The organism is Streptomyces sp. NPDC048192, assembly GCF_043202415.1.
Lineage (GTDB): Bacteria > Actinomycetota > Actinomycetes > Streptomycetales > Streptomycetaceae > Streptomyces.
In genome coordinates this window covers 103,176-128,809 of the sequence record NZ_JBIDAL010000002.1, presented here as the reverse complement: position 1 = coordinate 128,809, position 25,634 = coordinate 103,176, and the positions used below count along the sequence as shown (strand labels likewise).

Sequence of the window (25,634 nt, the reverse complement as noted above, 5' to 3'; positions counted from 1 at the left end):
AACCATGCCTGCCAACGAGCACACCCGCACCTACGACGCCGTCATCGTCGGCGGTGGACACAACGGCCTGGTGGCCGCCGCCTACCTGGCCCGCGCCGGCCGATCGGTGCTGGTGCTGGAACGGCTGGACCACACCGGCGGCGCCGCGGTCTCCACCCGCCCCTTCGCCGGCGTCGACGCCCGGCTGTCCCGCTACTCGTACCTGGTCAGCCTGCTGCCGCAGAAGATCGTCCGGGACCTCGGACTGGACTTCCGGGTGCGCGCCCGCACCATCTCCTCCTACACCCCGGCGGAGCGCGACGGGCGGCCCACCGGACTCCTCGTCGGCGGCGGCGAGCAGCGCACCCGGGAGGCCTTCGCCCGGCTGACCGGCGGCGAGCGCGAGTACCAGGCCTGGCAGCGCTTCTACGGCATGACCGCGCGCGTCGCCGAGCGCGTCTTCCCCACCCTCACCGAGCCGCTGCCCACCCGCGACGAACTGCGCCGCCGCATCGACGACGAGACCGCCTGGCGGACCCTGTTCGAGGAACCGATCGGCGTCGCCGTCGAGGAGAACTTCGAGGACGACCTGGTGCGCGGCGTGGTCCTCACCGACGCCCTGATCGGCACCTTCGCCGACGCGCACGACCCCTCCCTCACCCAGAACCGCTGCTTCCTCTACCACGTCATCGGCGGCGGCACCGGCGCCTGGGACGTGCCCGTCGGCGGCATGGGCGCCCTCACCGACGCCCTGGCGGCGGCGGCCCGTACGGCGGGCGCGGTCATCGCGACCGGACACGAGGCCGTCCGGATCGCCACCGACGGCAACCGCGCCGAGATCACCTACCGCACGGCCGACGGCGAAGGCGTGGCCGCCGCCCGGCACGTCCTGGTGAACGCCTCCCCGCACGAGCTGGCCGCCCTCACCGGCGACCCGGCGCCCGAGCCCGCCGAGGGCGCCCAGCTCAAGGTCAACATGCTGCTCACCCGGCTGCCGAGGCTGCGCGACACGGCCGTCGACCCGCGCGAGGCGTTCGCCGGAACCTTCCACATCGCCGAGGGCTACCGGCAGCTCGCCACCGCCCACGCCCAGGCCGCCGCCGGCGAACTCCCCGCCGTGCCGCCCTCGGAGATCTACTGCCACTCCCTGACCGACCCCACCATCCTCGGCCCCGACCTCGCCGGGCGCGGCTACCAGACGCTCACCCTGTTCGGCCTGCACGCCCCGGCCCGGCTGTTCGACCGGGACAACGACGCCGTACGCGAGGAGCTGCTGAAGTCCACCCTGGCCCAGCTCGACGCCCACCTCGCCGAACCCCTCGCGGACTGCCTGGCCACCGACGCCGACGGCCGCCCCTGCATCGAGGCCAGGACCCCGCTCGACCTCGAACGGGACCTGAGGCTGCCCGGCGGCAACATCTTCCACCGCGCCCTGTCCTGGCCCTACACCCAGGAGGGCACGGGCCGTTGGGGAGTGGAGACCCGGCACGCCAACGTCCTGCTGTGCGGTGCGGGCGCCGTACGCGGGGGAGGCGTGAGCGGCGTGCCGGGACACAACGCGGCGATGGCGGTGCTGGAGGAAACCCCGTGATTCACGAGCGAGGCTGAGGACAGCCCTCCAGGAACCCGGCGAGGCCCGAGGAGTCGGTGCCTATTTTGCGGTACACGCCGGACAGCAACTGCCGCACGCCCTGCTCGGTCTGGCCCAGGTCCTTGGCGACCACCGGCACCGGCAGCCCCTGGGCGGTCAGTTCGGCGGCTCGCCGCTCGTGAGCGGACAGGGTGTCCGCCTGGGCGTAGCGCAGCGGCAGCGGGCGCAGGCCGGCGGTGGCCAGTTCCGCCGTGGTCAACTCGCCGGGCTGGCCGGCTTCGTACAGAGGGTAGAACGGCTCGACTCCCGCGGTCAGGGACCGTATCGAGGCGCAGTCACGGGTGCTCAGCAGGGAGGGCTGGTCCTGTGCCACCGCTTCGTACAGCAGGCCGTGCACGTATTCGCGGCTCTGCCAGGACCATCGCGCGGCCTGCGCGGGAGTGCACCGCTCACGGACCTGCCGGTGGAGATCTGCCAGAGCGGCGCCGAGGGGGGTGCTGGGCGGCCGGCCGTCCCGCAGGATCTCGACGCTTTCGCACAGCATGGGCAGCAGCTCGGCCGGAGAGCGCCGGCCGAGGTCCTCCGCGAGGTCGTCGAAGACGAACTGATAGGCGATCTGCCGGGCGACGATCCCCAGGAGCCCGGCGTCCACGGCGGGGCTGGTGCAGGACGCCAGTTCGGCGGGGCGGGTGCGGCTGATCATCGCCGCCACACCCGGGTCGTCGCTCAGCCCCCGCTCGCTCAGCCAGGCGTCGACTCCGGCGGCGGCTTCGGCCTCATGGGGATTGCGCCGGAACGGGAAAGGCATGTGGAGACGGGCGTCGATCAGATCCCGGAGACTGAGGAGCGCGGTGCGAGGCGGTGTGCCGACCGGGATGTCCTCATGCGTTGCCGACAACGTGGTCACCTGCCCTTCGGGAATCCGCCGCACGCAGGGCGGCTGCCGACTGCGCACGGTCCTCGGACACCATCACCAGCGACCGCGGCCCCATCGTGATGCCGGGACGAGGAGGCCGTTCCACATGGCCCGGCAGATGCCGCAGCCGTCGGCGGCCCGCGATGGTCGCGAGAGCCGCCGTGGCCTCCACCATGGCGAACTCGTCGCCGAGGCACTTACGGCTGCCCGCGGAGAACGGCATCATCGCGCGGCGCTGTTCCGCGGTGGGCCGCCCCGGCAGCCAGCGGTCCGGGTCGAAGCGCTCGGGGTCGGGGAAGGAGGCGGGATCGTGGTGCAGGAGATAGGGGCTGTACAGGACGGTGGCCCCCTGGGGCAGCCGGCGCCCGGCCAGTTCCGTCTCCCTGGTGGTGACGCGGGTGAACAGCCAGCCGGGGGACGAGTGGCGCAGGGTCTCGGAGACGACGCACCGGGTGTAGGCGAGGCGCGGCAGGTCGTCGGGGCCGGGGGGCCGGCCGTCGGCGAGGACGGAGTCGACCTCGGCGTGCAGGCGGCGTTCCGCCTCCGGGTGGCGGGCGAGCAGGCTGAAGGCGGCGGCCAGGGCTAGCGCCTGGGTCTCGGCGCCGGTGAGCAGCAGCGTGATCAGGTGGTCGTGGACCTCCTGGTCGCTGATCGGCCTGGCCGCCCCGGCGCCGTGCGCGGCCGCGAGCAGGGCGCCCAGCACGTCGTCGCGCTCGGCGCCGCCGTGCCGTTGCGCGATCGCCGCGTCGATGATCGCGTGCAGGCGGGAGAGCGCGCGCCGGTAGCGGCGGTTGGCGGGCGTGGGGATGCGGAAGAGGGCGTCGATCGGCACGACCGTGCGGACGAACAGGCCGCGGACGACGTCGGTGAGGCAGTGCCGCACCTGCGCGGCCGTCGCGTCGTCCAGCGAGTCCGAGAGCAGGACCCGGCTGATCACGCGGGTCGTCAGGGCCGTCATCGCCTCGGTGACGGGCACCGCACGGCCCGGCTGCCAGGCGCGGCACACCGCCTCGGCCTCCTCGGTGACGAGGCCGGTGTAGACGGTGACATGGGAGGGCCGGAAGGCGGGTTGCAGCAGCCTGCGCTTGTCGCGGTGCGCCGGCTGGCGGCAGGTGACCAGGCCGTCGCCCATCAGCTTGCCGAGCCTGTCGTAGAGCGGGCCGCCCTTGTCGAAGGTGTGCGGGTCCATCAGCACCTCGTGCGCCAGCTCGGGGTGGCACACCATCCAGGCGCGCTGCGGACCCAGCCGTATCTCGACCAGATCTCCGTGCGCGGGCAAAGAATTCAGAAACGCCAGCGGCCGGCGGTAGAAGGCGATACCGTGACCGAGGAGCGGGAATATGCCGGGAGCAGTACCTGTCGTCCACGTTCGTTTTTGTTCGGGCTCAGTACGGCTCATGGGTTCCTCCTGACCGACGGGACACGCGAAACATGTGGACGTGTTTCGGAGTTGAGCTGCCACCTGTCCTGCCCAGGTTCATCGGTGCGCGCTTTTCGGAAACCTTTCTGCACAGGGGCGCACGGGAGCACGCGGAAGCAAAAAGTTGAATTCGGCGCGTGCTTGACCTGTCTTCGCGCCGGCTCCAGGATCATGAGCCATGACCCAGGGACACGGCAGCACGGTCGACGGGGTGCTGCGGCGCAGCGCCCGGCGCACCCCGGCCCGCCTCGCGGTGGAGTACGGCGAGCGCCGCTGGACCTACGGGGAACTCGACGCCGCCGTCTCCCGGGCGGCCTCGGTACTGCTCGCACACGGCCTCACGCCCGGCGACCGGGTCGGCGCCTACGGCCACAACTCCGACGCCTATCTGATCGGCTTCCTGGCCTGTGCCCGCGCGGGCCTGGTCCACGTGCCGGTGAACCAGAACCTCACCGGTGACGACCTGGCGTACCTGATCGGCCAGTCCGGCAGCACCCTGGTCCTCGCCGACCCGGACCTCGCCGGCCGGCTCCCGGACGGCGTACGGATGCTGCCGCTGCGGGACGCCGACGGCTCACTCCTCGCCCGGCTGGCGGACGCGCCGCCGTACGACGGCCCCGAACCCCGCACCGAGGACCTGGTGCAGCTGCTGTACACCTCCGGCACGACCGCCCTGCCCAAGGGCGCCATGATGACTCACCGCGCCCTGGTGCACGAGTACCTGAGCGCGATCACCGCGCTCGACCTGAGCGCCGGCGACCGGCCGGTGCACGCGCTGCCGCTGTACCACTCGGCCCAGACGCACGTGTTCCTGCTGCCTTACCTCGCGGTGGGCGCGACCAACATCATCCTGGACGCGCCCGACGGGGACCGGCTGTTCGAGCTGATCGAGACCGGGCGGGTGGACAGCCTGTTCGCGCCGCCCACGGTGTGGATCGGCCTGGCGGGCCGGCCCGACTTCGCCACCCGCGACCTCGACGGGCTGCGCAAGGCGTACTACGGCGCCTCGATCATGCCCGTGCCGGTGCTGGAGCGGCTGCGCGAGCGGCTGCCCCGGCTGGCGTTCTACAACTGCTTCGGGCAGAGCGAGATCGGCCCGCTGGCGACGGTGCTGGGCCCCGACGAGCACGAGGGCCGGCTCGACTCCTGTGGCCGTACCGTGCTGTTCGTGGACGCCCGCGTGGTGGACGACAAGGGCGAGGAGGTGCCCGACGGCACTCCCGGTGAGATCGTCTACCGCTCACCGCAGTTGTGCGAGGGCTACTGGGACAAGCCGGAGGAGACCGCCGAGGCGTTCCGGGGCGGCTGGTTCCACTCCGGGGACCTCGCGGTGCGCGACGCCGACGGCTACTTCACGATCGTGGACCGGGTGAAGGACGTCATCAACTCCGGTGGTGTCCTGGTGGCTTCGCGCCAGGTCGAGGACGCCCTCTACACGCACGAGGCGGTCGCCGAGGCCGCCGTGATCGGCCTGCCCGACGAGCGGTGGATCGAGGCCGTCACGGCGGTCGTCGTCCCGCGCGGCGAGGTGACCGAGGAGCAGCTGATCGTGCACGTGAAGGAGAAGGTCGCCCCCTTCAAGGCGCCCAAACGGGTGCTGTTCGTCGACGAGTTGCCGCGCAACGCCAGCGGGAAGATCCTCAAGCGCTCTCTGCGCGAGCGCTTCGGCGGTTAGCCGAGGCCCCGGCCGGCTCCTTGCCGGGCAGCAGGGCGTCGGCCAGCAATCGCCAGTGCGGCAGCGCCGATCCGCCCGGCTCGACTCCGATCACCTGCACCGCGACATGATCGGCGCCCGCCTCCGCATGCCCGTGCAGCTTGCCCGCGACCGTCTCCGGGTCCCCCCAGAACACCAGGTCGTCCACGAACCGGTCGCTGCCGCCGCCGGAGAGGTCGTCGTCGGTGTATCCGAGCCGGCGGAACTTCGCGACGTTGTACGGGGTTTCGAGGTAGCCGCCGAGGTGCTCGCGGGCGAGGGCGCGGGCCCGGACCGGGTCGGTCTCGAACAGCACCGCCTGCTCGACGGCGAGAAAGGCGTCCGGGCCGAGGATCTGACGGGCCTGCGCGGTGTGGGCCGTGTTCACGTGGTAGGTGTGGGCGCCCTCGGCGCGGTCGCGGGCCAGCTCCAGCATCCTGGGGCCGTACGCGGCCAGCAGCCGCCGCACGGGCTGGGCCGGGCGGGGGTTCGGGGTCTGCATGGCGTCCAGTTCGTCGAGGTAGCCGGCCATCGCGGCCAGCGGTCTGACGCCGGGGCGCGGCTGCCCGCCGAAGCCCAGGCCGAGCACATGCCGCCCCGGATAGGCGTCCGCCAGCAGCACCGAGGCGCCGTGCGTCCAGGTCGCCTCCCGGGACCAGATCCGCGCGATGCCGTTGACGACGACGAGCCGCCGCGTGGACGCGAGCAGATACCCGGCGTGCGTGAACGCGTCCCGCCCGAGCGCCTCCGGGATCCACACGGCCCGCCAGCCCAGGTCCTCCAGCTCCTGGACCGCGTCCCGGATCCGCGCGGCGGGCTGGTGCTCGAAGTCGAAGGTGTAGATCCCGAACGTTCCGAGGTCCATGGGGGTCCTCCCTCGCGAGATGGATCGAACGATTCCCGTTGCTCGATTCGAAATATCGCAGAATCTCGATATGAAGCGCAAGCGGGGAGGTCGGTGTGCCGCGGGACCGGAGAGTGGCGGGGGTCGGAGAGTCGGTGCGGCGGGGGAGCGGGGAGGGGGCGTGGAGACCGCGGGAGGGCGCGAGGGGAAGGGCTCGCCGGTCTAGAGCGTCCGCCCCAGCTCCCTGACCAGGTCGGCGATGCGCCGCTCGTCCCGCTTGTAGTGGGTCCACTTGCCGACGCGGGTGGCCCGGACCAGGCCCGCGCGCTGGAGTTCGGCCATGTACGCCGACACGGTGGACTGGGCCAGGCCCGCCTTGGCCTGGATGTGGCTCACGCACACACCCACCTCGGCCGGATCGGCGATGGCCGTCTCCATCGGGAAGTGCCGCTCGGGCTCGCGCAGCCAGCGCAGCATCTGCAGCCGCATCGGATTGGACAGCGCCCGCAGCGCGTTGACCAGGTGCGGGTCCGGGGTGGGGGCGGTGTCCGTCATGGACCAGGAGTATAGGTCGGCTACGACGTTTCGCGGTACGTCGATACGACCCGTCCCCTCGCCCGCAGCCGGCTCACCGTGCCCCGCCTACCCGCCGGCCCGTGGCCGCAGGTCGACGATGCGGCGGATCTTGCCGACCGACCGCTCCAGCGACTCCGGCTCCACGATCTCCACGTCGACGGAGACCCCGATCCCGTCCTTCACGCCCGCGGCGATGGACCGGGCCGCAAGCTCCCGCGCCTCCGGGCCCGCGTCCCGGCGGGCCTCGGCCCGGACCGTCAGGCGGTCGAGGCGGCCCTCCCGGGTCAGCCGCAGCTGGAAGTGGGGCGCCACACCGGGCGTACGCAGCACGATCTCCTCGATCTGGGTCGGGAACAGGTTGACCCCGCGCAGGATCACCATGTCGTCGCTGCGCCCGGTGACCTTCTCCATGCGCCGGAACACCCGTGCCGTGCCGGGCAGCAGCCGCGTCAGGTCCCGGGTGCGGTACCGGACGACCGGCATGGCCTCCTTGGTCAGGGAGGTGAAGACCAGCTCACCGCGCTCGCCCTCCGGGAGTACCTCGCCGGTGACCGGGTCGACCACCTCCGGGTAGAAGTGGTCCTCCCAGATCGTCAGCCCGTCCTTGGTCTCCACGCACTCCTGCGCCACCCCCGGGCCGATCACCTCCGAGAGGCCGTAGATGTCGACGGCGTCGATCGCGAACCGCTCCTCGATCTCGCGCCGCATCTGCTCGGTCCAGGGCTCGGCCCCGAAGACGCCCACGCGCAGCGAGGTGCCGCGCGGGTCCACGCCCTGCCGCTCGAACTCGTCGAGCAGGGTGAGCATGTAGGAGGGGGTCACCATGATGACGGCCGGCCGGAGGTCCTGGATCAGCTGCACCTGCCGGGCCGTCATCCCGCCGGAGGCCGGGACGACCGTACAGCCCAGGCGCTCGGCGCCGTAGTGGGCGCCCAGGCCGCCGGTGAACAGCCCGTAGCCGTACGCCACATGCACGATGTCACCGGGCCGCCCGCCGGCCGCGCGGATCGACCGCGCCACCATGTCGGCCCACATGGAGAGGTCGTTGTCCGTGTAGCCCACGACCGTGGGGCGTCCCGTGGTGCCGCTGGAGGCGTGCAGCCGGCGGATCCGCTCGCGCGGCACGGCGAACATGCCGTACGGGTAGTTCTCCCTGAGGTCGGCCTTGGTCGTGAAGGGGAAGCGGGCCAGATCCGCGAGGGAACGGCAGTCCTCGGGGCGGACGCCGGCCTTGTCGAACGACTCCCGGTAGAACGGCACGTTGTCGTAGGCGTGCCGCAGTGAGGCGCGCAGCCGCTCCAGTTGAAGCTCGCGCAGCTCCTCGCGCCCGAGCCGTTCGCCCGCGTCCAGCAGCTCCGTCGCATCCGCCATCGGATCGTCCCCTCGCCGCACTTCCCTTCCGCTCGACCGATCATTCGGTCGATTCGGTCCGGGGTCAGTAACGCAGGTCATGGCGCCGCAGACAAGAGGCCGACGAAGATATTTTCCGCACCGGGTGGCGCAGGAGAAGTCCGAGAACGGGGCGTGAGGAGCCACGACGGGGCGGGCGTTGCGCCCTTCCCGGGCGGACCGACATGATCACGCCATGCCGACCTTCACCACGCCCGACGGCACCCGGCTCGCCTACCACCTGCGCGGCGACGGCGAACCCCTCGCCGTCCTGCCCGGCGGCCCCATGCGCGCCTCCGCCTACCTCTCGGACCTCGGCGGGCTGGCCGCTCACCGTCGCCTGGCCCTGCTGGACCTGCGGGGCACCGGCGACTCCGGGCCGCCGGCGGACCCGGCGACGTATCGCTGCGACCACATGGTCGCCGACGTGGAGCTATGGCGTACGCACATGGGCCTGGACCACATGGACCTGCTCGCCCACTCGGCGGGCGCGGCCCTGGCCGTGCTCTACGCGGCCCGCCACCCGCAGCGGATCCGGCGGCTGCTCCTGATCACGCCCAACCCGTCCGCGCTGGGCCTGCGGGCCACCCCCGAGGACCGGCTGGCCGCGGCCCGGCTGCGCGCGGACGAGCCGTGGTTCGCGGAGGCGTTCCCCGCCTTCCGGGCCTGGCTGGCGGGCGAGGCCGACTTCGACGACGTCTTCCTGCCGTTCTTCTACGGCCGCTGGGACGACACCGCCCGGGCGCACGCGGACGCCGATGCCGGGCAGACCAACGAGGAGGCGGGGGAGCGCTACTTCGCCGACGGCGCCTTCACCCCGGACGCGACGCGGGCCGCGCTCGCCCGGCTGACCGCGCCGGTCCTCCTCCACGCCGGGGAACTCGACGGCGGCCCCCGCCCTGACCTCGTCCGCCGAGCGGCCGAGGCCTTCCCGAACGCCGAGGTCGCCGTCCAGCCGGGCGCCGGCCACTACCCCTGGCTGGACGACCCCGAGTGGTTCCGCGCGCGCACCCTCGCCTTCCTCGGGCGACCGGCGGGCTCCCTCGGGTAACCGGTGGGCTTCCCCGGCAGCCGGCAGCCGGCGGGCGCGGTTCCGCCCTCGGCGGAGCGGACGGCCGGGACGCGACCGCCCCGCTAGCGTGCCCGGCATGGACACCGCGACGCCGTACACCATCGAGGCGAACGGCATCACGCTCGCCTGCCGGTCCTGGGGCCCGGCGCAGGCCCCGCCGGTCGTGCTGCTGCACTGCCGGGGGGCCGACGGCGCGGACTGGACGCACATCGCCGAGCGGCTCGCGGCGCCCCCGCACCCGCGCCGGGTGCACGCCCCCGACCTGCGCGGCCACGGACTCAGTCACTGGCCGGGGGACTACCGGGCCGAGGCGATGAGCGACGACGTCCACGGCCTGCTGGCCGCCCTCGGCCTGGACAGCGCCGACCTCGTGGGCCATTCGCTGGGCGGCATCGTCGCCTACCTGCTGGCCCAGCGGCATCCCGGCGCCGTACGGCGGCTGGTGCTCGAGGACGTCTGCGCACCGGTGCCGCTCGACCCGCCCCGGCCGCCCGCCGAACGGCCCGAGGGAGAGCTGCCGTTCGACTGGGCGATGGTGCGCGCCACCGACGAGCAGCGCAACGCCCCCGACCCTGCGTGGTGGCACCACATGGACCGGATCACCATGCCGACGCTGGTCATCGGGGGCGGTGCCACCAGTCCCATCCCGCAGGACCAGGTGGCGCAGCTCGCCGGTCTGATTCCGGGCGCGTCGCTGGTGACGGTGGATGCGGGGCACCTGGTGCACGAGACCCGTCCGGAGGAGTTCCTCGCCGTGCTGCGGGAGTTCCTCGACCGCTGAAAACGACCGCAGGCTACGGCTGCGGCCCGAACGCCTTCAGGAACCGGTCGCGGAAGCGGTCCATCGCCCAGATCGGCGCGTTGGGGGCGGGCTTGAGGCCCTCCGTCCAGCCCCAGCCGGAGATCCGGTCCAGCACCTTGGGGTCGCGGGCGACGAGGGTGACGGGCACGTCCCTGCGGGGGCTGTTCCCGGTGACGGTCGGCACGGGCTGGTGGTCGCCCAGGAAGACCAGCACGGTGTTCCGGTTGCCGTAGCGGCGCAGGAATCCGACGAGGCTGTTCAGCGAGTACTCGACGGAGTCGCGGTACGCGGCGCGCACGCTCTCGGGGTTCTGCCAGACCTCGTCCTGGGTCCTGCCCTCGCTCCTGATCCGCTGGAAGACCGAGCCGTCGCCCAGCTTCCCCCAGTCGACCATGCGGGGCACGGGCGCCCAGGGGTAGTGGCTGGAGGTGAGGATGATCTCCGCCATGAGCGGGCCCCGGCCCGGCCTGCCGAACTCCCGCCGCTGGAAGGTCTGCAGGGTGAACTGGTCCGGCACCTGCGACCAGCCGAAGTCCGGGCCGCGGTAGTCGAGGTGATGACCGTCGTAGACGTGGTCCAGGCCGAAGAACCGGCCCTCCGGCCAGGCCACCAGCACCCCCGGCACCACGCCGACCGTACGCCAGGCGCCGGTGCTGCGGAAGGCGCCCGTGAGGGTGGTCCGGTCGCTGGAGGTCAGGGTGCGGAACCGCTGCTGGTTGCTGATCCACAGGCCGGACAGGAAGGTGGAGTGGGCGAGCCAGCTGCCGCCGCCGGTGACCGGCGAGCGCAGCCAGCCGCTGCGCGCCCGGAACCCGGCGGCCTTGAGGGTGTCGCCGCTCTGCTCGAGGACCTTCCGGATCCGCGGCCCCATCTCCGGGTCCTCGATCGCCGAACGGCCGTAGCTCTCGACGAACGTGAACAGCACGTCCTTGCCGCGCAGAGCGGTCAGCAACCGGCCGGGCGGCGTGTGGGCGAAGGCGTCGTGGGCGGCCTGGCGCCGGAAGAGGCGGGCGTCTGCGAGGGAGGCACGGACCTGCGTGGCGCGTTGGCCGAGGAGCCCCGCGTCGAGCGTCGAGGCGACGGGACCGGCGTCCGTCCGCAGACCGAACACGACACAGGTGAGCCAGGCGGTGCCCAGCAGCAGGACCACGCGGACGGACCGCGCGCGGTGCCGGACCAGCAGCGTGCTCAGCCGGAGCACGGCGCCCGCCGTGAGGACGAGGACGGCGACCGCGAGGCACACGGCGCCGGCGACGGCGGCCAGCTCGCCCGCGCGGCCCGACGTGTCCCGCACATAGTCCGCCGCGTTGCCCAGCAGGCCCCAGTCGAGCACCGGGTCGAAGGGGCGGTACAGCACCGAGTAGAAGCCGATGTCCAGGCACTTGACGAGCGTCAACAGCCCGATGAGCACGCCGATGGCCGCCGCCCCGGCCCGCCGCGCCCGTGGCGGCACCACCAGCAGCACGGCGGCGAGCAGGATGCCTTCGGCCGGCAGCCGCACGAATGCGGCGGGCCCGAGACGGTCGGGCCGGTCCGGCAGCAGTAGCGCGGCGAGCAGCACGGCGACGGCGAGGACGGCCGACCCCACGGCCACCGCCCGCACCAGGCGCGCCCGTCGTCCGGGCAGCCGGACGCCGGCGGCCCTTCCACCCGCCGGCCGGGCGCCGCGCTGTGGTGCCGCCGGCCCGGTGTCCGTCTCGTCGTCCGTGTTCCCCGGCAGGTGACTAGGCGTGCGGTGAGACACCCGGAGTCCTTCCGTGCGTGGCCCGGTGCCGGTGCGGAAGGTCGGGACCGGCACCACTCGTCCGACCGACAGTCACCCAACGTAGTCGAACGGCGTCGATCGTGCGCAGGGAGTAGCCCTATGGGGTGGTGCGGGCCGGATCCGCCCGGGTGCCGCCGCCGGCCGGCCGCCACCGCCGCCTTCCGCGCCCACCGGAGTCCCGCGTGCTCCGCTGTCCCCTTCCACGGCGGCCGGCTCGTGCGGCACCGGAGCCACCACCGTAGGGGAGTTGGCCTTGCGGACCGGGTCGCGGGAGCGGAGCCGCCCGAGTCCGCAAAGTCCTCGCGACGTGCCCTGTCGGGCATCGTGAGCGGTCGCTAGGCTGACCCGCGGACGACGAACCGGGAGGAGCACGGACGTGGCCGAGAGCACCATCCAGCAGCACCCGCTCGCGGGCTGGGACAAGCCGGAGCTGGATCTCAGCAAGGCCGAGTGGCAGTCCAGCAGCCGAGGTCTGGGCGATGTCCAGATCGCCTTCGTCGAGGGGTTCATCGCGATGCGCAACAGCGGCCGTCCGGAGAGCCCATCCCTGATCTTCACGCCCGCGGAATGGGGCGCCTTCGTCTCCGGAGCCCGGGAAGGGGAGTTCGACCTCACCTGAGCCGGCACGGAGGCACGGCGACGCGGCGACACAGCGGCGCGACCGCCGGCACCGGCGCCGCACGCGAGCGGCGGGGGTGACGGCGACACCGCCCGGCACTCGCACCGCGTCGCAGGGCACTCGCACCGCCCCGCAATCTCACCGCACCGCCCGCGCCGAACCCGCCCCGCGCGGACAGCGGCAGCCGAACCGGGGGTGTTCCACGCGGATTTCCGGACACGCGACCGGCAGGTACCCGCTGGGGACGACGCCTGCGTCAGGCTGGCCCGGCAAGGACAAGCGTGTGGCGGAAGGTGAGGGACGATGGGCACTGCGCCGGTCATCGCCGCGGTCGACGGCTCGGAGGACAGCCTGCGCGCGCTGGAGTGGGCGTTCGACGCCGCCCGCCGCCGTGCCGCACCCCTGCGCGTGGTGCACGTACGGCAGTACGCAGCCTGGGGCCAGGCCGATGTGCTGGTCGCCGCGCCGCCCGAGGCGGAGGGCGACCCGGTCCTGGACGACGTACGGGCCCGGCTCGCCGACCGTGGCGCCGGGCCGGCGGTCGAGTACCTCGCCCTGGAGGGCGTACCGGGCGCCGTGCTGCCCGAACTCGGCGCGGACGCCGAGCTGTTGGTGCTCGGCTCCCGGGGCCGCGGCGGCTTCGCCAGCCTGCTGCTCGGCTCCAACGGCCTCGCCGCCGCCCGGGACGCGGAGTGCCCGGTCGTCATCGTGCCCCGGCCCGGCCGTGAGGTGCACGGTGAGGGGCCGGCCGAACCCGGCCCCCGGGTGGTCGTCGGCCTGCACGCGGACAGCCCCGACGACGCCACCCTCGCCTTCGCCTTCACCGAGGCCGCCCTGCGCGGCGCCCGTCTCCAGGTGATCGCCGTCTACCCCTGGCCGGTGCAGACCTGGTCCGCGCCCGGACAGCTCGTGCCGCCGGTGATCGACCAGGCGGCCGTCGAGGCCGAGACCCGCGTCCTCGCCGAGGGCTTCCTCGCCCCCCACCGCGAGCGGCACCCCGATGTCCGCGCCGACGCCGAGGCGCTCCCCGGCGACGCGGCCGGCCGGCTCGTCGCCGCGTCCAAGGACGCCGAACTGGTCGTCGTCGGCCGGCACCGGCGCCGACTGCTCGCACCGGCCCGCATGATGGGCTCGGTGACCCAGGCGGTCCTGCTGCACGCGGCCAGCCCCATCGCGGTGGTGCCCCCGCTGCCGGGGGAGGCCTGAGCGGCGACGCCCCCGGGGGCAAGGCCTCTGACCATGCCGGTCTTCCGGTCTGCCAGGCTTTGGGACCATGCCGGTCTGCCGCGCTGCGGAGTGACATCCCGCATCGTCGGACAGCCCCGAGCACAGCGTGCGGCGCCCCGCAGTCCGTCCGGTGCCGACCGGCGCGGGCACCGGTGTGGTGCCCCGAGCCCGACGATGGAGGCCCTGCTGACGAGCTGCCCTCTGCGGTGCCGGGCTGCGGGGCGGCCCCCGAGGGGAGCACCGAGAGGCGGTCGGCGTCCATCGGACCGAAGACCGCCGCCGGCTCCGACGGCCCCTTCCCGGCGCGCCCCGCGGAGCCCACGTACCATGGCCGCATGTCGTTCCTCCGCCGCCGCAGCGCAACCCCTGCCGGACCAGACTTCGACGTGCTGGCCATGGACCCGGGCGACTGGCCGGGCAATCTCGGCGCGGGCCTGCTGCCCGCGCCCGACGGCACCTGCCAGGGTGTCTTCCTGCGCTACGACCTCTTCGGCGGCCGCGGCCCCGCCATGATCATCGGTAACCTCCCCGAGGGCTCCCCGGCCCGCGAGGTCGCCGAGGGCGAGATCCCCTTCGAGGTCGGCCAGCTGCTGCTCGCGCTGGAGAACGACGAGGAGGTCACCGTCGTGGGGGTCGAGGACACCCCGGTGCTGCAGGGCGACAACCTCCTCATCGTGCGGCGGCTGAAGCTGTCCGAGTCCCGGATCTCCTGCGTCCAGTTCGACCGCAGCGACGGCGTCCTCGTGACCATCGCCGCCTGGGACCGTCCCATCACCGACGACCTGTACGCCCTGCTGAAGCCGCTCCCGGCGGAGCTTTTCCAGCAGGGCTGAGGCCGCTTTTCCGGCGCTAGCCGGCCGAGCTCTCCAGGGTCACGTCCGCCGCGCGGACGAAGCCGACCCGGTGGCCGTACTGGATCTCGTAGTACAGGTCCTTGCCCACCACGACCCGGTGCGAGTCGGTGGTGAAGGTGACCGCGTAGTAGTACTCGCCCGGCACCTCGTCACCGACGACGTACTTCTGCCCGGCCGGGATCGTGTACGGCAGCGGGACGACCGACTGCGCGGGCACGCCCGCCGGGTACGCCTCCTTCTCCGGGTAGGCCCTGCCGTACACCGGGACGCTCGCCAGGCCGTCCCTCGGCGTGATCACGAGCCCCTTGGCGGGCACCGCCGCCGGAGCCGAGGACGGGTTGTGGAACCAGGCCTTCTGGCCCAGGTACCAGATCGCCGTCCAGTCGCCCCAGCGGTCCGCGACCGCGTACTGCTGGCCGGTGGAGACCCGCGAGGACAGGTCGTTCACGTCCACGGTCGGGTCCTTCTTCAGCCCGACGTCCTTGATCAGCGGCGCGTTCTCGTCGTGGTCCGCGTACAGCCGCACCTCGCTGGAGCCGTGCGCCGTGCACGGCTCGCCCGCCGTGGTGCAGCCCGTGTACACCGGCTGGTTCGCGGCGTAGTCCGGCAGGATCGTCACCAGCCCGCCCGACGGGCCGGCGGTGCGCCGGAAGGGGTGGCCCAGCAGCTGGAAGTAGTGCCGCCAGTCCCAGTACGGACCCGGGTCCGTGTGCATGCCGGGGATCGTGGACGCCGTCGGGCCGGGCACGTTGTCGTGGCCGAGGATGTGCTGCCGGTCCAGCGGGATGTCGTACCGGGCGGCCAGGTACCGCACCAGCCGGGCGGAGGAACGATACATCGCCTCCGTGTACCAGGCGTCCGGGTTGGCGAGGAAACCTTCGTGCTCGATGCCGACGGACCGGGCGTTGACGTCCCAGTTGCCCGCGTGCCAGGCGACGTCCTTCGCCTTGACGTGCTGGGCGATCAGACCGTCCGTGGAGCGGATCGTGTAGTTCCACGACACATACGTCGGGTCCTGGATCAGGTTCATCACCCCGTCCCAGGCGCCCTCCGTGTCATGGATGACGATGTACTTGATCGCCTGCGACGCCGGCCGGTCGCCGAGATCGTGGTTGCCGTAGTCGCCGTCCCCGAACTCCGCGTACGGCGCCCAGACCGCCTCGCAGGACACCGACCTCGGGCACTCCACGCCGTCCGTGGGCAGCGTGCCCAGGCCGGCCTTCTGCAGCTGGGCGGTGTCGGCGGTCAACCCCGGCTGGGCGGCCAGCTCGACCCGCTGGCCGTCGTCCGTGACCCGCTCCGCGCCGGTGCGCAGGACGTCGTACACGTCGTCGGCGTACGCCGCGGCGGTCGCCCGGTCGTCGGCGCCGGAGAACCGGGCCACCGCGCCGTACCAGTCGGCCGGGTCGGAGCTCAGCGGCTCGCCGAGCTGCTTCTGCGCGGCGGCGAGCAGGGCGGCGCCGCCGGCCACGTTCGCCTCCGGGTCGGTGCGCAGCTGCCGGTCCGTCAGGCCGGTCAGCTCCGCCGCCTTCGGCAGCGTCTTCAGGCGGGCCGGGAGCGCGGACTCGGCCGGCACCTTGATGTCGGGGTGCAGCGCGGCGCGTTCGCCGTCGCCGCGGGCGTCCTCGGTGCCCTCGGCGTAGTGCTCGGTGGTGGCGATCGCGGTGCGGGCGTCCGTGAGGTGCATCGGGCCGTAGCCGCCGGTCACGCTGGGCGCGCCGGCGTGCCAGTCCCAGCGCGACTGCAGGTAGGAGACGGCGAGCAGGACGCTCTGCGGCACGTGGTACTCGGCCGACGCCGTGGCGAACGCGTGCTGCAGCCGGTCGGCGGAGTCGTCGCCGGCGCTCTGGGCGGGGGCCGCGCCGAGCAGCGGCAGCAGCAGCGCCGCCGAGGCCAGCGGGACGGCGGCGCGCCGCAGATGTCTGTGGCCGGGCGTGGACGGGGAATCGGTGGCGGAACCTCGCAATGCGGCCTCCTGTGACCGGTGGGCGTGGCGGGGCGTCAGGCGCCGAGCTGGGTCAGTGGTACCCGCTTGCCGACGATCCGTCAATGATGCCTGGCCTCAGGCGATTTCCCATGTCACGAAGGGTTTTCGGCGAGTTTCGCGACGGCGGTGCGCGGGCCTGCGGGGCGTCACTGGCATACACCAGTGGCCACGGCCGGCCCCGCACGCACGAAGGTCCGCGGTGCGCCGCCACAATGGGCGCACCGCGGAACCGTCGTCCCCGTCAGCGAGTGCCGACCGCCGCTCGGACGGCCCTGCGGGCCATCTGGCAGTCGTCGTGCAGCCGCCTGAGCAGCAGCCGCTGTTCCTCGCCGGACGGCGCAGCACCCGGGTGGGCCGTGCCCGGTGCCGCCGGGGTCACCTCGTGCATCGAACGCTGCACCGCCGTCTCGTAGGTCCGGATCTCCCGGGTCAGCAGCAGCATCAGGTTGACCAGGAAGGCGTCCCGGGAGGCGGGGCCCGCCGACTGGGCGATCTGGCTGATCTGCCGCCGGGCCACCGGCGCGTCCCCGAGGACCAGCCACAGCGTCGCCAGGTCGTACCCCGGCAGATACCAGCCCGCGTGCTCCCAGTCCACCAGCACGGGACCGGCCGGCGACAGCAGGACGTTCGACAGCAGGGCGTCGCCGTGGCAGAACTGGAGCATGCCGTGGCGGCCCACCTCGTGGGCGATGCCGTGCAGCAGCTTCTGCAGGTCGCCCAGGTCCCGGTCGGTGAGCAGGCCCAGATCGTGGTACCGGGAGATCCGGGCGCCGTAGTCCAGCGGCATGTCGAAGGTGCCCGCCGGCGGCCGCCAGGCGTTCACCCGGCAGATCGCGCCGAGCGCGGCCCGGATGTCCGCGCGGGGCGGCGCCTCCAGGGGATGGCGCTGCAGCGCCGCCACCCGCCCCGGTGCCCGCTCGATGACCAGGGTGCCGTTGTCCGGATCCGCTGCGATCAGCCGGGGCACGCGGACCGGGGGCCGGTGCCGGACGAACGAGCGGTATGCGGCTATTTCGTGGCGGATCCGCTCGGCCCACGCGGGCGAGTGGTCCAGCAGACACTTGGCCACGGCCGTGCCGCGCCCCGCCGTCCCGACCAGGAGGACGGACCGTCCGCTGCGCCGCAGCACCTGCGCCGGAGTGAACTCCGGGCAGATCCGGTGCACCGCGGCGATCGCGGTGCGCAGCTGCGCGCCCTGGGGGCCGGACAGGTCCAGCCTCCCGCTGAGCGGCTGGGGGCCGGGCTGGCCCGGGACCCGCCGGAGCCGGCCCGCGACCGGCGCGGGGCCGCCCGGGCGCGCCGCCGGGTCCAGGTACGGTCCGCCACCCGCCGGGCGGGTGCGAAGCGGCCGGGGCGGGGCGGACACGGAGGACGATGCTGCGTACATGGGAGATACAGATCCCTTCGTGTGCCTGCGGTGCCTGCCTGTGGTGCGTGCTCGGCGCACATGCCAGGGGCCGGGGCTCGTGAGAGCCCGTACTCCGTTCGCATGCACTGCGAGCATCCGCCTGCCCGGCCCGGTCGCCCGGGTGCACCCTGGGGAATGCACCCGCCGGGCTCCGTGAGGTGCGAGCGGCGACCGGGTCGGGATGGCGCGTTCCTACTCGACACCCGATGCCCAGTGGCACACCATCTGGCGGACCCTGGCGAACCCTGGCGAATAGTCGCCCGGCAACCTTCACCGGGCTAGTGTCCAACTCAGCCGAGAACCTGGGGGCTTACGTGAGCGGACAACCCAACACCCGTCTGGCGGACCTGTTCGGCCTGGCCGGCTGGTCCAAGGGTGAACTCGCGAGGCTGGTCAACAAGCAGGCGGCGGCCATGGGCCACCCCCAGCTGTCGACCGACACCTCCCGGGTCCGCCGCTGGATCGACATGGGAGAGATCCCGCGCGATCCGGTACCGCGGGTGCTGGCGGCCCTGTTCACCGAGCGTCTCGGCCGTGTCGTGACCATCGAGGACCTCGGTCTGGTACGGCACGGGCGTACGGGGAAACGGCAGGGCGACGGGATCGAGGAACATCCCGACGGCGTGCCGTGGGCGCCCGAACGGACCGCCGCGGTCCTCACCGAATTCACGGGAATGGACCTCATGCTCAACCGACGCGGCTTGGTGGGCGCGGGTGCCGTGCTCGCCGCGGGATCCACGCTCAGCAGTGCCATGTACGACTGGTTGCACACCGACCCGGCCCTGAAGGCCGACGCCCCTGTCCAGGGCGATCCCCTGCACGCCGACCCCGCTGGGTACGACCGCTACGAGGCCGCCCCCATCGGGTCGCAGGAGATCGAGGAACTGGAGAACTCGGTCAAGGTGTTCCGCGCCTGGGACGCGGCCCGTGGCGGCGGGCTGCAGCGCAAGGCGGTCGTGGGCCAGCTCAACGAGGTGGGCGGCATGCTCGCCTACCACCATCCACCCCATCTCCAGCGGCGCCTGTGGGGCGTCGCCGCCAACCTCGCCGTCCTGGCGGGCTGGATGTCGCACGACGTCGGCCTGGAGCCCACGGCGCAGAAGTACTTCATCATCGCCGCCCATGCCGCCCGGGAGGGCGGTGACCGGCCGCGCGCCGGCGAGGCCCTGTCGCGGGCGGCCCGGCAGATGGTGCACCTGGGCCGGCCCGACGACGCGCTGAACCTGATGAAACTCGCCCAGTCCGGCGCCGGCGACCGGCTGCAGCCGCGCACGAAGGCGATGTTCCACACCATCGAGGCCTGGGCGCAGGCGTCGATGGGCAAGGGGCAGGCGATGCGGCGCACGCTCGGGCAGGCGGAGGACCTGTTCGTCGCCGACCGGGGCGACGAGGCACCGCCGGACTGGATGCAGACCTTCAAGGACGAGGATCTGTACGGCATGCAGGCGCTGGCCTACCGCACGCTCGCGGAGTTCGACCCGAGCGCGGCCACGCACGCCCAGTACTACGCGGAGAAGGCGCTCTCGCTGCGGATCGACGGACGGGAGCGGTCGAAGATCTTCGACCATCTGTCCATGGCCTCGGCCTGCTTCATCGCCGACGATCCCGAACAGGCCGACCGCTACGCACGGCTGGCCCTGATGTCGATGGGCTCGAACTCCTCCCGGCGCACCTGGGACCGGCTCCGTCAGATGTACCGGCTGACCGCGGAGTACGCCGGCTATCCGAAGATCCACGAACTGCGGGAGGAGATCCGGCTCGCCCTGCCCAAGCCGAGGTCGAAGGGCGGCGACAGCGCACAGGCGTGAGCGCACGGGCACCGGTCCCGCGCGCGGGACCGCGGGAGCGGCCTTTGCGCCTTCACTTCACACGGTGCACGCGTTCACGCGGTGACCCTGGCGACGAGCACACAGGCGTCGTCCTCGCGTGCCGCTCCGCCGAACGCCTCGACCACCGTCCGTACGCAGTCCTGCGCGGTGCGCGCCGCGCCGAACCGCGGGGCCAGGCCGAGCAGGCGGTCCACGGCCGCGCCCGGGCCGTGCCCTGGCACCAGTCCGTCGGTGTGCAGCAGCAGGACGTCGCCCGGCCGGAGGGCCTCTTCGGCCTGTCCGTAGACGGCGCCCGAGGTGGCGCCGAGCAGGACGCCGTCCGGCGCGTCGAGCAGACGCCCCGTTCCGTCGCGGTACAGCAGCGGGGCGGGGTGTCCCGCGCGCGCCCAGACCAGGGTGCGGGTGTCGGGCCGGTAGCGGCAGCAGACGGCGCTGCCGAGGGCGGGCTGCACGGTGGCGTCCAGCAACTGGTTGAGCATGCCGAGCAGTTCACCGGGCCGGCTGCCGGCCAGCGCCATGCCGCGCACGCCGCCGAGCAGCATCGCCATGCCGGTGGCGACGGCCACCCCGTGCCCGGTGAGGTCGCCGACGCTGAGCAGCGTCTCGCCGTCGGACAGTTCGAGCGCGTCGTACCAGTCGCCGCCGAGCGGTGTGCGGTGGGCCGCGGCGAGGCGGCGGGCGGCGAGGTCGAGGGTGCGCGGGCCCTGGTGCGGGAGCCGCAGGGAGCCGCGCCATGGCGGCAGCACGGCTTCCTGAAGCTCGACCGCGATCCGGTGCTCGGTCTGCTCCTGCCGGCGGTGACGCTGCAGCGAGTCACGGGTCTCGTGCACGGTCGTCCGGCAGCGGCGCAGTGCGCTGACGTCGCGCATCACGGCCCACATCGAGGCCGCGCCGCCGTCGGCGCCGAGCACCGGTTCGCCCATCATGTGCACCGCCCGCACCGAGCCGTCGGGCCGTACGACACGGAACTCGCCGTCGATGGGTTTGCCGTCGACCAGGCAGTCCGTCACCAGCGCGGTCAGCTGAGGCCGGTCGTCCTCCAGCACCAGCGAGGGCAGCTCGTCCAGGGTGAGGGCGGGGGAGTCGGGGTCCAGGCCGAGGATCTGGTACAGCTCCCCGGACCAGGTCGCCTCGTCCGTCAGCAGGTTCCACTCCGCGCTGCCGACGCGGCTGAGCAGCGAGCCGTGCGGGGCGCCGGCGGGTACCGGCCGGGCGGCGGGCGCCTCGGTGCTCTCGGCGGCCGGCCCGTCCCTCAGCTGGGCCAAGTGGGCGTCCAGGTCGTCGAGTTGGTGCAGCGCGAGGTCGTACAGGGCGCGCTGCCAGCGTTCCTCCGGGTCCGAACCGTCGCTCGGGGTGTCCCGCCGTACGGCGTCCACGTCGCCCTTGAGCCGCCGCGTCTGCGAGATCAACGCCTCGACCGAGCCGCGTCCGGGCGGCTGGGCGGCTGAGCGGTCCGTGGAGACCGGTGACGGCATGACGCACTCCGTTGGGGAACGAGACGGCCGGGGGACGACGGGGGACCGTTACCGACTCTGGCACAGCCCGCGACGCCCCGTAAGGGATTCGGCAACACACGATACGGTGGTGCTTTTGGCATATGCCAGAGTCTTCCCGGAGTGATTCCCGCACACGAATGCCGTACGCGTCCGGCAGGTCAAGTCTTAGTCCCGCTACGGCAGTTGCCTGGTGCAGGCCGCCTTTCCCCCGACACTCACGCGTGTGTTCGTCGCTCTTGTGTTCCCCTGCGCGCGATGCGTCTTGTACCCGCCGAACTCTGACCGGAATTCGCGGCATGCGAGAAGCCCGTACGGACTCCATTAAGGCATGGATGCCATCACCGTCGCACAGCTCGCCCAGGCCCGGCTCATCACGGCCGAGGACCAGGAGATCCCCGTGTCGGCCACGCTGCGGTACACCACCGACGACCCCTTGGCCGTCTTCGTCGACTTTCCCGCCGAGGCGGCCCTGGACGGCGAGGAGGTCACCTGGATCTTCGCGCGTTCCCTGCTCGACCAGGGGCTGCGGGCCCCGGCCGGCCACGGCGACGTCCAGATCTGGCCCTACGGCCGCACCCGGACGGTCCTGGAGTTCCACTCGCCGCACGGCCTGGCCCTGCTGCAGTTCCCCTCCTCGGCGCTGCGCCGCTTCCTGCTGCGCACCTACGGAGTCGTGGACGCCGGACAGGAGGACCTGGCCGGGGTCGTGGAACGGGGGCTGAGCACGCTGTTCGGCGGGGTGTAGGCGGGTGCCGGCGTCAGCGGCCGGCCCCGGCGCGGAGGTCGTACAGCCCCGGCCGCGGGGCGAGGTCGACCGCCACCCGGCCGCCGCTCTCCAGTGCCCGGACCCCCGCCTCGGCGACGACGGAGGCGGCGTAGCCGTCCCAGACGCCCGGGCCGGTGACCTCACCGCGCCGGGTGGCGTCCACCCAGGCCTGCACCTCGCGGTCGTAGGCGCCGGCGAAGCGGACGAGGTAGTCCTGCGCGACCTCCTCACGGGCGCTGCCCGCCGTGGAGACCACCATGCCGTGCTCCTCGCCGATGCGTGCGCTGCCCCTCTCGCACACGGCCTCGCAGCGCACCTGGTAGCCGAAGCCGCAGTTGACGAAGACCTCGACGTCGACGAGTGCGCCCCCGGCGGTCTCGAACAGCACGAACTGCGGGTCGAGCAGGCCCCCGGGAGCACCCGCGGACGGTGCGGGGCGCAGGACCGTGACCGCCGTCAGCTCCTGGCCGAGCAGCCAGCGGGCCGCGTCGATCTCGTGCGAGACCGAGCTGTTGATCAGCATGGCGCTGGTGAAGCCGGCGGGGGAGGAGACGTTGCGGTGGGTGCAGTGCAGCATCAGGGGCCGGCCCAGCGTGCCGCCGTCCAGCAGCGCCTTGAGCCGGCGGTACTCGGCGTCGTATCGGCGCATGAAGCCGATCTGCGCCAGCCGGCGGCCGAGCCGCGCCTCGGCCTCCACCACCCGCAGCGCTCCGGCGGAGTCCGGCACCATGGGCTTCTCGCACAGCACCGGCAGCCCCCGCGCGAACGCGGCGAGCAGCGCCTCCTCGTGGGCCGGGCCGGGGGAGGCGATCAGCACGGCCTCGACACCGGGCGCGTCGAGCGCGGCCACCGGGTCGGCGTGGACGGTGACCGCGTCGCGGCCGGCCACGGCGTCCCGGGCCCGCTCGAGGTCGGGATCGGCCACCGCCGCGACCCTCGCCCCGCTGACCACGTGGTCGAGGCGTCGTATGTGGTCGGCCCCCATGTGCCCGGCCCCCAGTACCGCCACTCCCAGCAGGTCACCCATGTGTGCGCTCCCTTACGCCGACGATCACGCCGTAGCGTACGCCGGGCGGGGAGCGCCGCCGGGGGAGGGCCGGGCGGCCGGGGCCGGGGTCCTCAGTAGCGCAGGACCCCCGCGATCCCGTTCGCGTCGCCGAGTGCGCCGTCGGGCACGAAACGCACCTCGGCGCCCGTCTCCAGGCACTGCTCGACGATCTCGTCCACGATGTCCTCGCGGGAGTCCAGATCGCCGGGCACGGCCGGGACCAGGTGGCTGCCGAGGTCGCTGACGGTCGCGCGGAAGTTCTCCTCCACGGCCAGCAGCCGGACCCGGCCCTCCCGGGCGCTCTGCCACAGCTCGTCGAGACCGGCCGCGTAGGTCCGGCGGCCGCGCGCCGAGGTCAGCTCCTCCAGCACGGCCGTGGTGTCCTTGCGGGCCTCCGCCTCCAGCGCCGGCCGCAGCGCCTGCCAGACCGCCTCCGGGCCGGCGTGCGCGAGGCCGCCGCGCGGAACGTGCACGGCGCACCTGGCGACGCTGCCGGCCTCGTCGAGCAGGGACAGCGCGGCCTGTTCGCCGGTGACGTACAGCGGCCGGGGCTGCTCGCGCAGGACAGCGCTCATGGCCGTGTCGGCCTCCCGGAGGAACTGCCGGGTGCCCTCGTCGCGGAAGGTGCTGGGCAGGTCGCCGATCCGCATCTGCCGCTCGGCGTCGAAGTTCTCCTGCCGGCGCTGAAGCGGGAAGCCGCCGGAGCGGTCCTCCACCACCCGGTCCTCACCGCCGCTCCACAGCGTGACGCGGTCCGCGGAGACCGACAGCACCCAGAAGGGACGCTCGGCGACCTGTGCGGCGACCAGGTTGCGGGTGAGGAAGGTGTCCGAGAGCACCACCCGCTCGGGGACGGCACGGGCCAGGGACCAGACCTGGTGTTCGCCGGGCGCGGCGAAGATCGCCAGGCCGTCCTCGGCGTGCGTCAGGTCCACCTCCGCCAGCGCCCGGTCGAGCTGCGCCACGACCTCGTTGCGGCGCTCGCGGGTGACGGCGGGATCGGACTCCAGGCGCCTGCGGGCCTCGGTGACGACGTTGCGCAGCCGGACGGGGTCCTGGCCGCTCTCTGGCTCACGGCGGTGCGTCGGGGTCAGCACGGACACCGCCGGATACGGACGCGGCCGCCGCAGTTCGGCGAGGGTCGCGGGACTCAGTGCGTGCTCCATGACAGCACGATAGGTCGGATTCACATGTACGGCATTCGGGGTAATCCGGACCGGATGCGGCTGTGGGCCGCGGTGCGCGGACCGGTGACGCGGGGGCCCGCGCACCGCTACCCTACCGGCCAGTAACCGGATCGTGGACCGGTTCGTGGCGCACCCAGGAGGCCTGACATGCCGCAGCTCGACGTCGCCGGAGCGGCCCTGACGTACGACGACGAGGGCCCCCGGGACGCGCCCGGGGCGCCCCTGGTCTTCGTGCACGGCTGGACCGCGGACCGGCACCGCTGGGACCACCAGATCGCGCACTTCTCCGCAACGCGCCGAGTGATCCGGCTGGACCTGCGCGGGCACGGGGAGAGCACCGGCGCCGGGGTGCGCACGATCGCGGAACTGGCGCACGACGTCCTGGCGCTGCTCGATCACCTCCAGGTCGAGCGGTTCGTCCTGGTCGGGCACTCGATGGGCGGGATGGTGGCGCAGACCATCGCGCTGGCGCACCCCGAGCGCGTGGAGCGGATGGCGCTGGTCGGCTCCATCGGCCGGATGACCTACAGCCGTGGCCGGGGCCTGCTCATGGCGGTGTCCACCCGGGTGCCGTACCGGCTGTTCGTGGCCGCCAACATCCAGCGCGCCTTCGGGCCCGGGTATCCCCGCGAGGAGATCCGCGCGCACATCCGCGCCTCCGCCGCGACCCCGCGCGAGGTCGTGATGACGCTGTACGCGGCGATGCGCGCCTTCGACGTCCTGGACCGGGCCGCCGAGATCCGTACGCCCACGCTCATGGTGCACGGCTACCACGACGTGCAGCTGCCGGTGCGGCAGATGCTGCGGATGGCGAAGGCCTATCCGGACGCGGTGGTCCGCATCCTCGACGCGGGTCATGAGCTGCCGCTGGAGAGGCCGGCCGAGCTGACCGCCGTACTGGACCGGTTTGTGACCGAAAAGATCTGAAGCACTCGGCGCTTGGGGAAGTTTTTGCCTGTGGCCGGTTCATGGCGGGGCCGGCCCGGCGGCACGGGCGGCGCGGGATTTCGCGTAAGCAAAACCCGTCCGAAATCATGGGGGTGCAGGTGTCGTCCGTGTTGCCCCCGAGTTGACTGCCTCGGGCAACCGGCGGAGGCTGGCGATATAGGTGCTACTTACAACTGGTTTGCCGGCCGGCCCTGGCTCACCCGAGGAAGCCCAGGTGA

21 protein-coding genes are annotated in these 25,634 nt (G+C 73.2%); 10 read left to right on the top strand and 11 right to left on the bottom strand.

All coding sequences use genetic code 11. From position 1 onward, the window contains the following. The first annotated feature begins 4 nt into the window (after nucleotides 1-4). The gene (locus ACGFZN_RS03400) at nucleotides 5-1,570 is read left to right on the top strand and encodes a phytoene desaturase family protein (RefSeq protein WP_393856782.1); all 1,566 of its coding nucleotides are present in this window, start codon (nucleotides 5-7) and stop codon (nucleotides 1,568-1,570) included. A 1-nt stretch (nucleotide 1,571) separates the two neighbouring features. On the opposite strand, the gene ACGFZN_RS03395 is transcribed toward ACGFZN_RS03400, so the two are convergent. Then, on the bottom strand, nucleotides 1,572-2,378 hold the full coding sequence (locus ACGFZN_RS03395; RefSeq protein WP_393856781.1) for a sesquiterpene cyclase: 807 nt from the start codon (nucleotides 2,376-2,378) through the stop codon (nucleotides 1,572-1,574). Nucleotides 2,379-2,451: 73 nt separating this feature from the next. Continuing rightward, nucleotides 2,452-3,885, bottom strand: coding sequence for a cytochrome P450 (locus tag ACGFZN_RS03390; RefSeq protein ID WP_393856780.1), 1,434 nt, complete (start codon nucleotides 3,883-3,885; stop codon nucleotides 2,452-2,454). Nucleotides 3,886-4,084: 199 nt separating this feature from the next. Between ACGFZN_RS03390 and ACGFZN_RS03385 the strand changes: the two genes are divergently transcribed. Then, on the top strand, nucleotides 4,085-5,581 hold the full coding sequence (locus ACGFZN_RS03385) for an acyl-CoA synthetase (RefSeq protein ID WP_393856779.1): 1,497 nt from the start codon (nucleotides 4,085-4,087) through the stop codon (nucleotides 5,579-5,581). Here the strand turns inward: ACGFZN_RS03385 and ACGFZN_RS03380 are convergent. The 3 genes from ACGFZN_RS03380 to paaK form a co-directional block, all read right to left on the bottom strand. Further along, the gene (locus ACGFZN_RS03380) at nucleotides 5,547-6,464 is read right to left on the bottom strand and encodes a TIGR03620 family F420-dependent LLM class oxidoreductase (RefSeq protein WP_393856778.1); all 918 of its coding nucleotides are present in this window, start codon (nucleotides 6,462-6,464) and stop codon (nucleotides 5,547-5,549) included. The genes ACGFZN_RS03385 and ACGFZN_RS03380 overlap by 35 nt on opposite strands. Before the next feature lie 201 nt (nucleotides 6,465-6,665). Beyond that, on the bottom strand, nucleotides 6,666-6,998 hold the full coding sequence (locus tag ACGFZN_RS03375; protein ID WP_393856777.1) for an ArsR/SmtB family transcription factor: 333 nt from the start codon (nucleotides 6,996-6,998) through the stop codon (nucleotides 6,666-6,668). A gap of 87 nt (nucleotides 6,999-7,085) precedes the next feature. After that, entirely contained in the window at nucleotides 7,086-8,390 is a 1,305-nt protein-coding gene (gene paaK, locus ACGFZN_RS03370; protein WP_393856776.1) for a phenylacetate--CoA ligase PaaK, read from the bottom strand. Between the two features lie 214 nt (nucleotides 8,391-8,604). On the opposite strand from paaK, the gene ACGFZN_RS03365 reads away from it, so the two are divergent. Together ACGFZN_RS03365 and ACGFZN_RS03360 are read left to right on the top strand one after the other, a co-directional pair. Then, nucleotides 8,605-9,459, top strand: a complete 855-nt coding sequence (locus ACGFZN_RS03365; RefSeq protein ID WP_393856775.1) for an alpha/beta fold hydrolase — start codon at nucleotides 8,605-8,607, stop codon at nucleotides 9,457-9,459. 97 nt (nucleotides 9,460-9,556) lie between these two features. After that, complete coding sequence (locus ACGFZN_RS03360) at nucleotides 9,557-10,261, top strand: alpha/beta fold hydrolase (protein ID WP_393856774.1); 705 nt, start codon at nucleotides 9,557-9,559, stop codon at nucleotides 10,259-10,261. Between the two features lie 13 nt (nucleotides 10,262-10,274). On the opposite strand, the gene ACGFZN_RS03355 is transcribed toward ACGFZN_RS03360, so the two are convergent. After that, nucleotides 10,275-11,876, bottom strand: coding sequence for a sulfatase (locus ACGFZN_RS03355; protein WP_393856773.1), 1,602 nt, complete (start codon nucleotides 11,874-11,876; stop codon nucleotides 10,275-10,277). Between the two features lie 547 nt (nucleotides 11,877-12,423). Between ACGFZN_RS03355 and ACGFZN_RS03350 the strand changes: the two genes are divergently transcribed. The 3 genes from ACGFZN_RS03350 (at nucleotide 12,424) to ACGFZN_RS03340 (ending at nucleotide 14,726) form a co-directional block, all read left to right on the top strand. Beyond that, nucleotides 12,424-12,666 (top strand): DUF397 domain-containing protein, encoded by a 243-nt coding sequence (locus ACGFZN_RS03350; RefSeq protein ID WP_330341686.1) that lies wholly within the window; start codon nucleotides 12,424-12,426, stop codon nucleotides 12,664-12,666. Nucleotides 12,667-12,969: 303 nt separating this feature from the next. After that, a complete protein-coding gene (locus ACGFZN_RS03345; RefSeq protein ID WP_393856772.1) occupies nucleotides 12,970-13,872 on the top strand; it encodes a universal stress protein in 903 nt (300 codons plus the stop codon). Nucleotides 13,873-14,228: 356 nt separating this feature from the next. Continuing rightward, complete coding sequence (locus ACGFZN_RS03340; protein WP_030339601.1) at nucleotides 14,229-14,726, top strand: hypothetical protein; 498 nt, start codon at nucleotides 14,229-14,231, stop codon at nucleotides 14,724-14,726. Between the two features lie 16 nt (nucleotides 14,727-14,742). Here the strand turns inward: ACGFZN_RS03340 and ACGFZN_RS03335 are convergent, their stop codons facing one another. Together ACGFZN_RS03335 and ACGFZN_RS03330 are read right to left on the bottom strand one after the other, a co-directional pair. Continuing rightward, nucleotides 14,743-16,713, bottom strand: coding sequence for an N-acetylmuramoyl-L-alanine amidase (locus tag ACGFZN_RS03335; protein ID WP_393856771.1), 1,971 nt, complete (start codon nucleotides 16,711-16,713; stop codon nucleotides 14,743-14,745). 262 nt (nucleotides 16,714-16,975) lie between these two features. After that, nucleotides 16,976-18,121: an aminoglycoside phosphotransferase family protein gene (locus ACGFZN_RS03330; RefSeq protein WP_393856770.1), complete on the bottom strand. Its 1,146-nt coding sequence runs from the start codon at nucleotides 18,119-18,121 to the stop codon at nucleotides 16,976-16,978. Between the two features lie 335 nt (nucleotides 18,122-18,456). Between ACGFZN_RS03330 and ACGFZN_RS03325 the strand changes: the two genes are divergently transcribed. Then, complete coding sequence (locus tag ACGFZN_RS03325; protein WP_393856769.1) at nucleotides 18,457-19,950, top strand: hypothetical protein; 1,494 nt, start codon at nucleotides 18,457-18,459, stop codon at nucleotides 19,948-19,950. 74 nt (nucleotides 19,951-20,024) lie between these two features. Here the strand turns inward: ACGFZN_RS03325 and ACGFZN_RS03320 are convergent, their stop codons facing one another. Further along, nucleotides 20,025-21,446, bottom strand: a complete 1,422-nt coding sequence (locus ACGFZN_RS03320; RefSeq protein ID WP_393856768.1) for a PP2C family protein-serine/threonine phosphatase — start codon at nucleotides 21,444-21,446, stop codon at nucleotides 20,025-20,027. Between the two features lie 349 nt (nucleotides 21,447-21,795). Here ACGFZN_RS03320 and ACGFZN_RS03315 point away from each other — a divergent pair, with 349 nt between their 5' ends. Then, entirely contained in the window at nucleotides 21,796-22,212 is a 417-nt protein-coding gene (locus ACGFZN_RS03315) for an SsgA family sporulation/cell division regulator (protein ID WP_393856767.1), read from the top strand. Nucleotides 22,213-22,225: 13 nt separating this feature from the next. Here ACGFZN_RS03315 and ACGFZN_RS03310 read toward each other — a convergent pair whose 3' ends face one another. Beyond that, entirely contained in the window at nucleotides 22,226-23,260 is a 1,035-nt protein-coding gene (locus ACGFZN_RS03310) for a Gfo/Idh/MocA family protein (protein ID WP_393856766.1), read from the bottom strand. A 92-nt stretch (nucleotides 23,261-23,352) separates the two neighbouring features. Then, the gene (locus ACGFZN_RS03305) at nucleotides 23,353-24,447 is read right to left on the bottom strand and encodes a chemotaxis protein (protein ID WP_393856765.1); all 1,095 of its coding nucleotides are present in this window, start codon (nucleotides 24,445-24,447) and stop codon (nucleotides 23,353-23,355) included. A 168-nt stretch (nucleotides 24,448-24,615) separates the two neighbouring features. On the opposite strand from ACGFZN_RS03305, the gene ACGFZN_RS03300 reads away from it, so the two are divergent. Then, the gene (locus ACGFZN_RS03300) at nucleotides 24,616-25,395 is read left to right on the top strand and encodes an alpha/beta fold hydrolase (protein ID WP_393856764.1); all 780 of its coding nucleotides are present in this window, start codon (nucleotides 24,616-24,618) and stop codon (nucleotides 25,393-25,395) included. The last annotated feature ends 239 nt before the right edge of the window (nucleotides 25,396-25,634 follow it).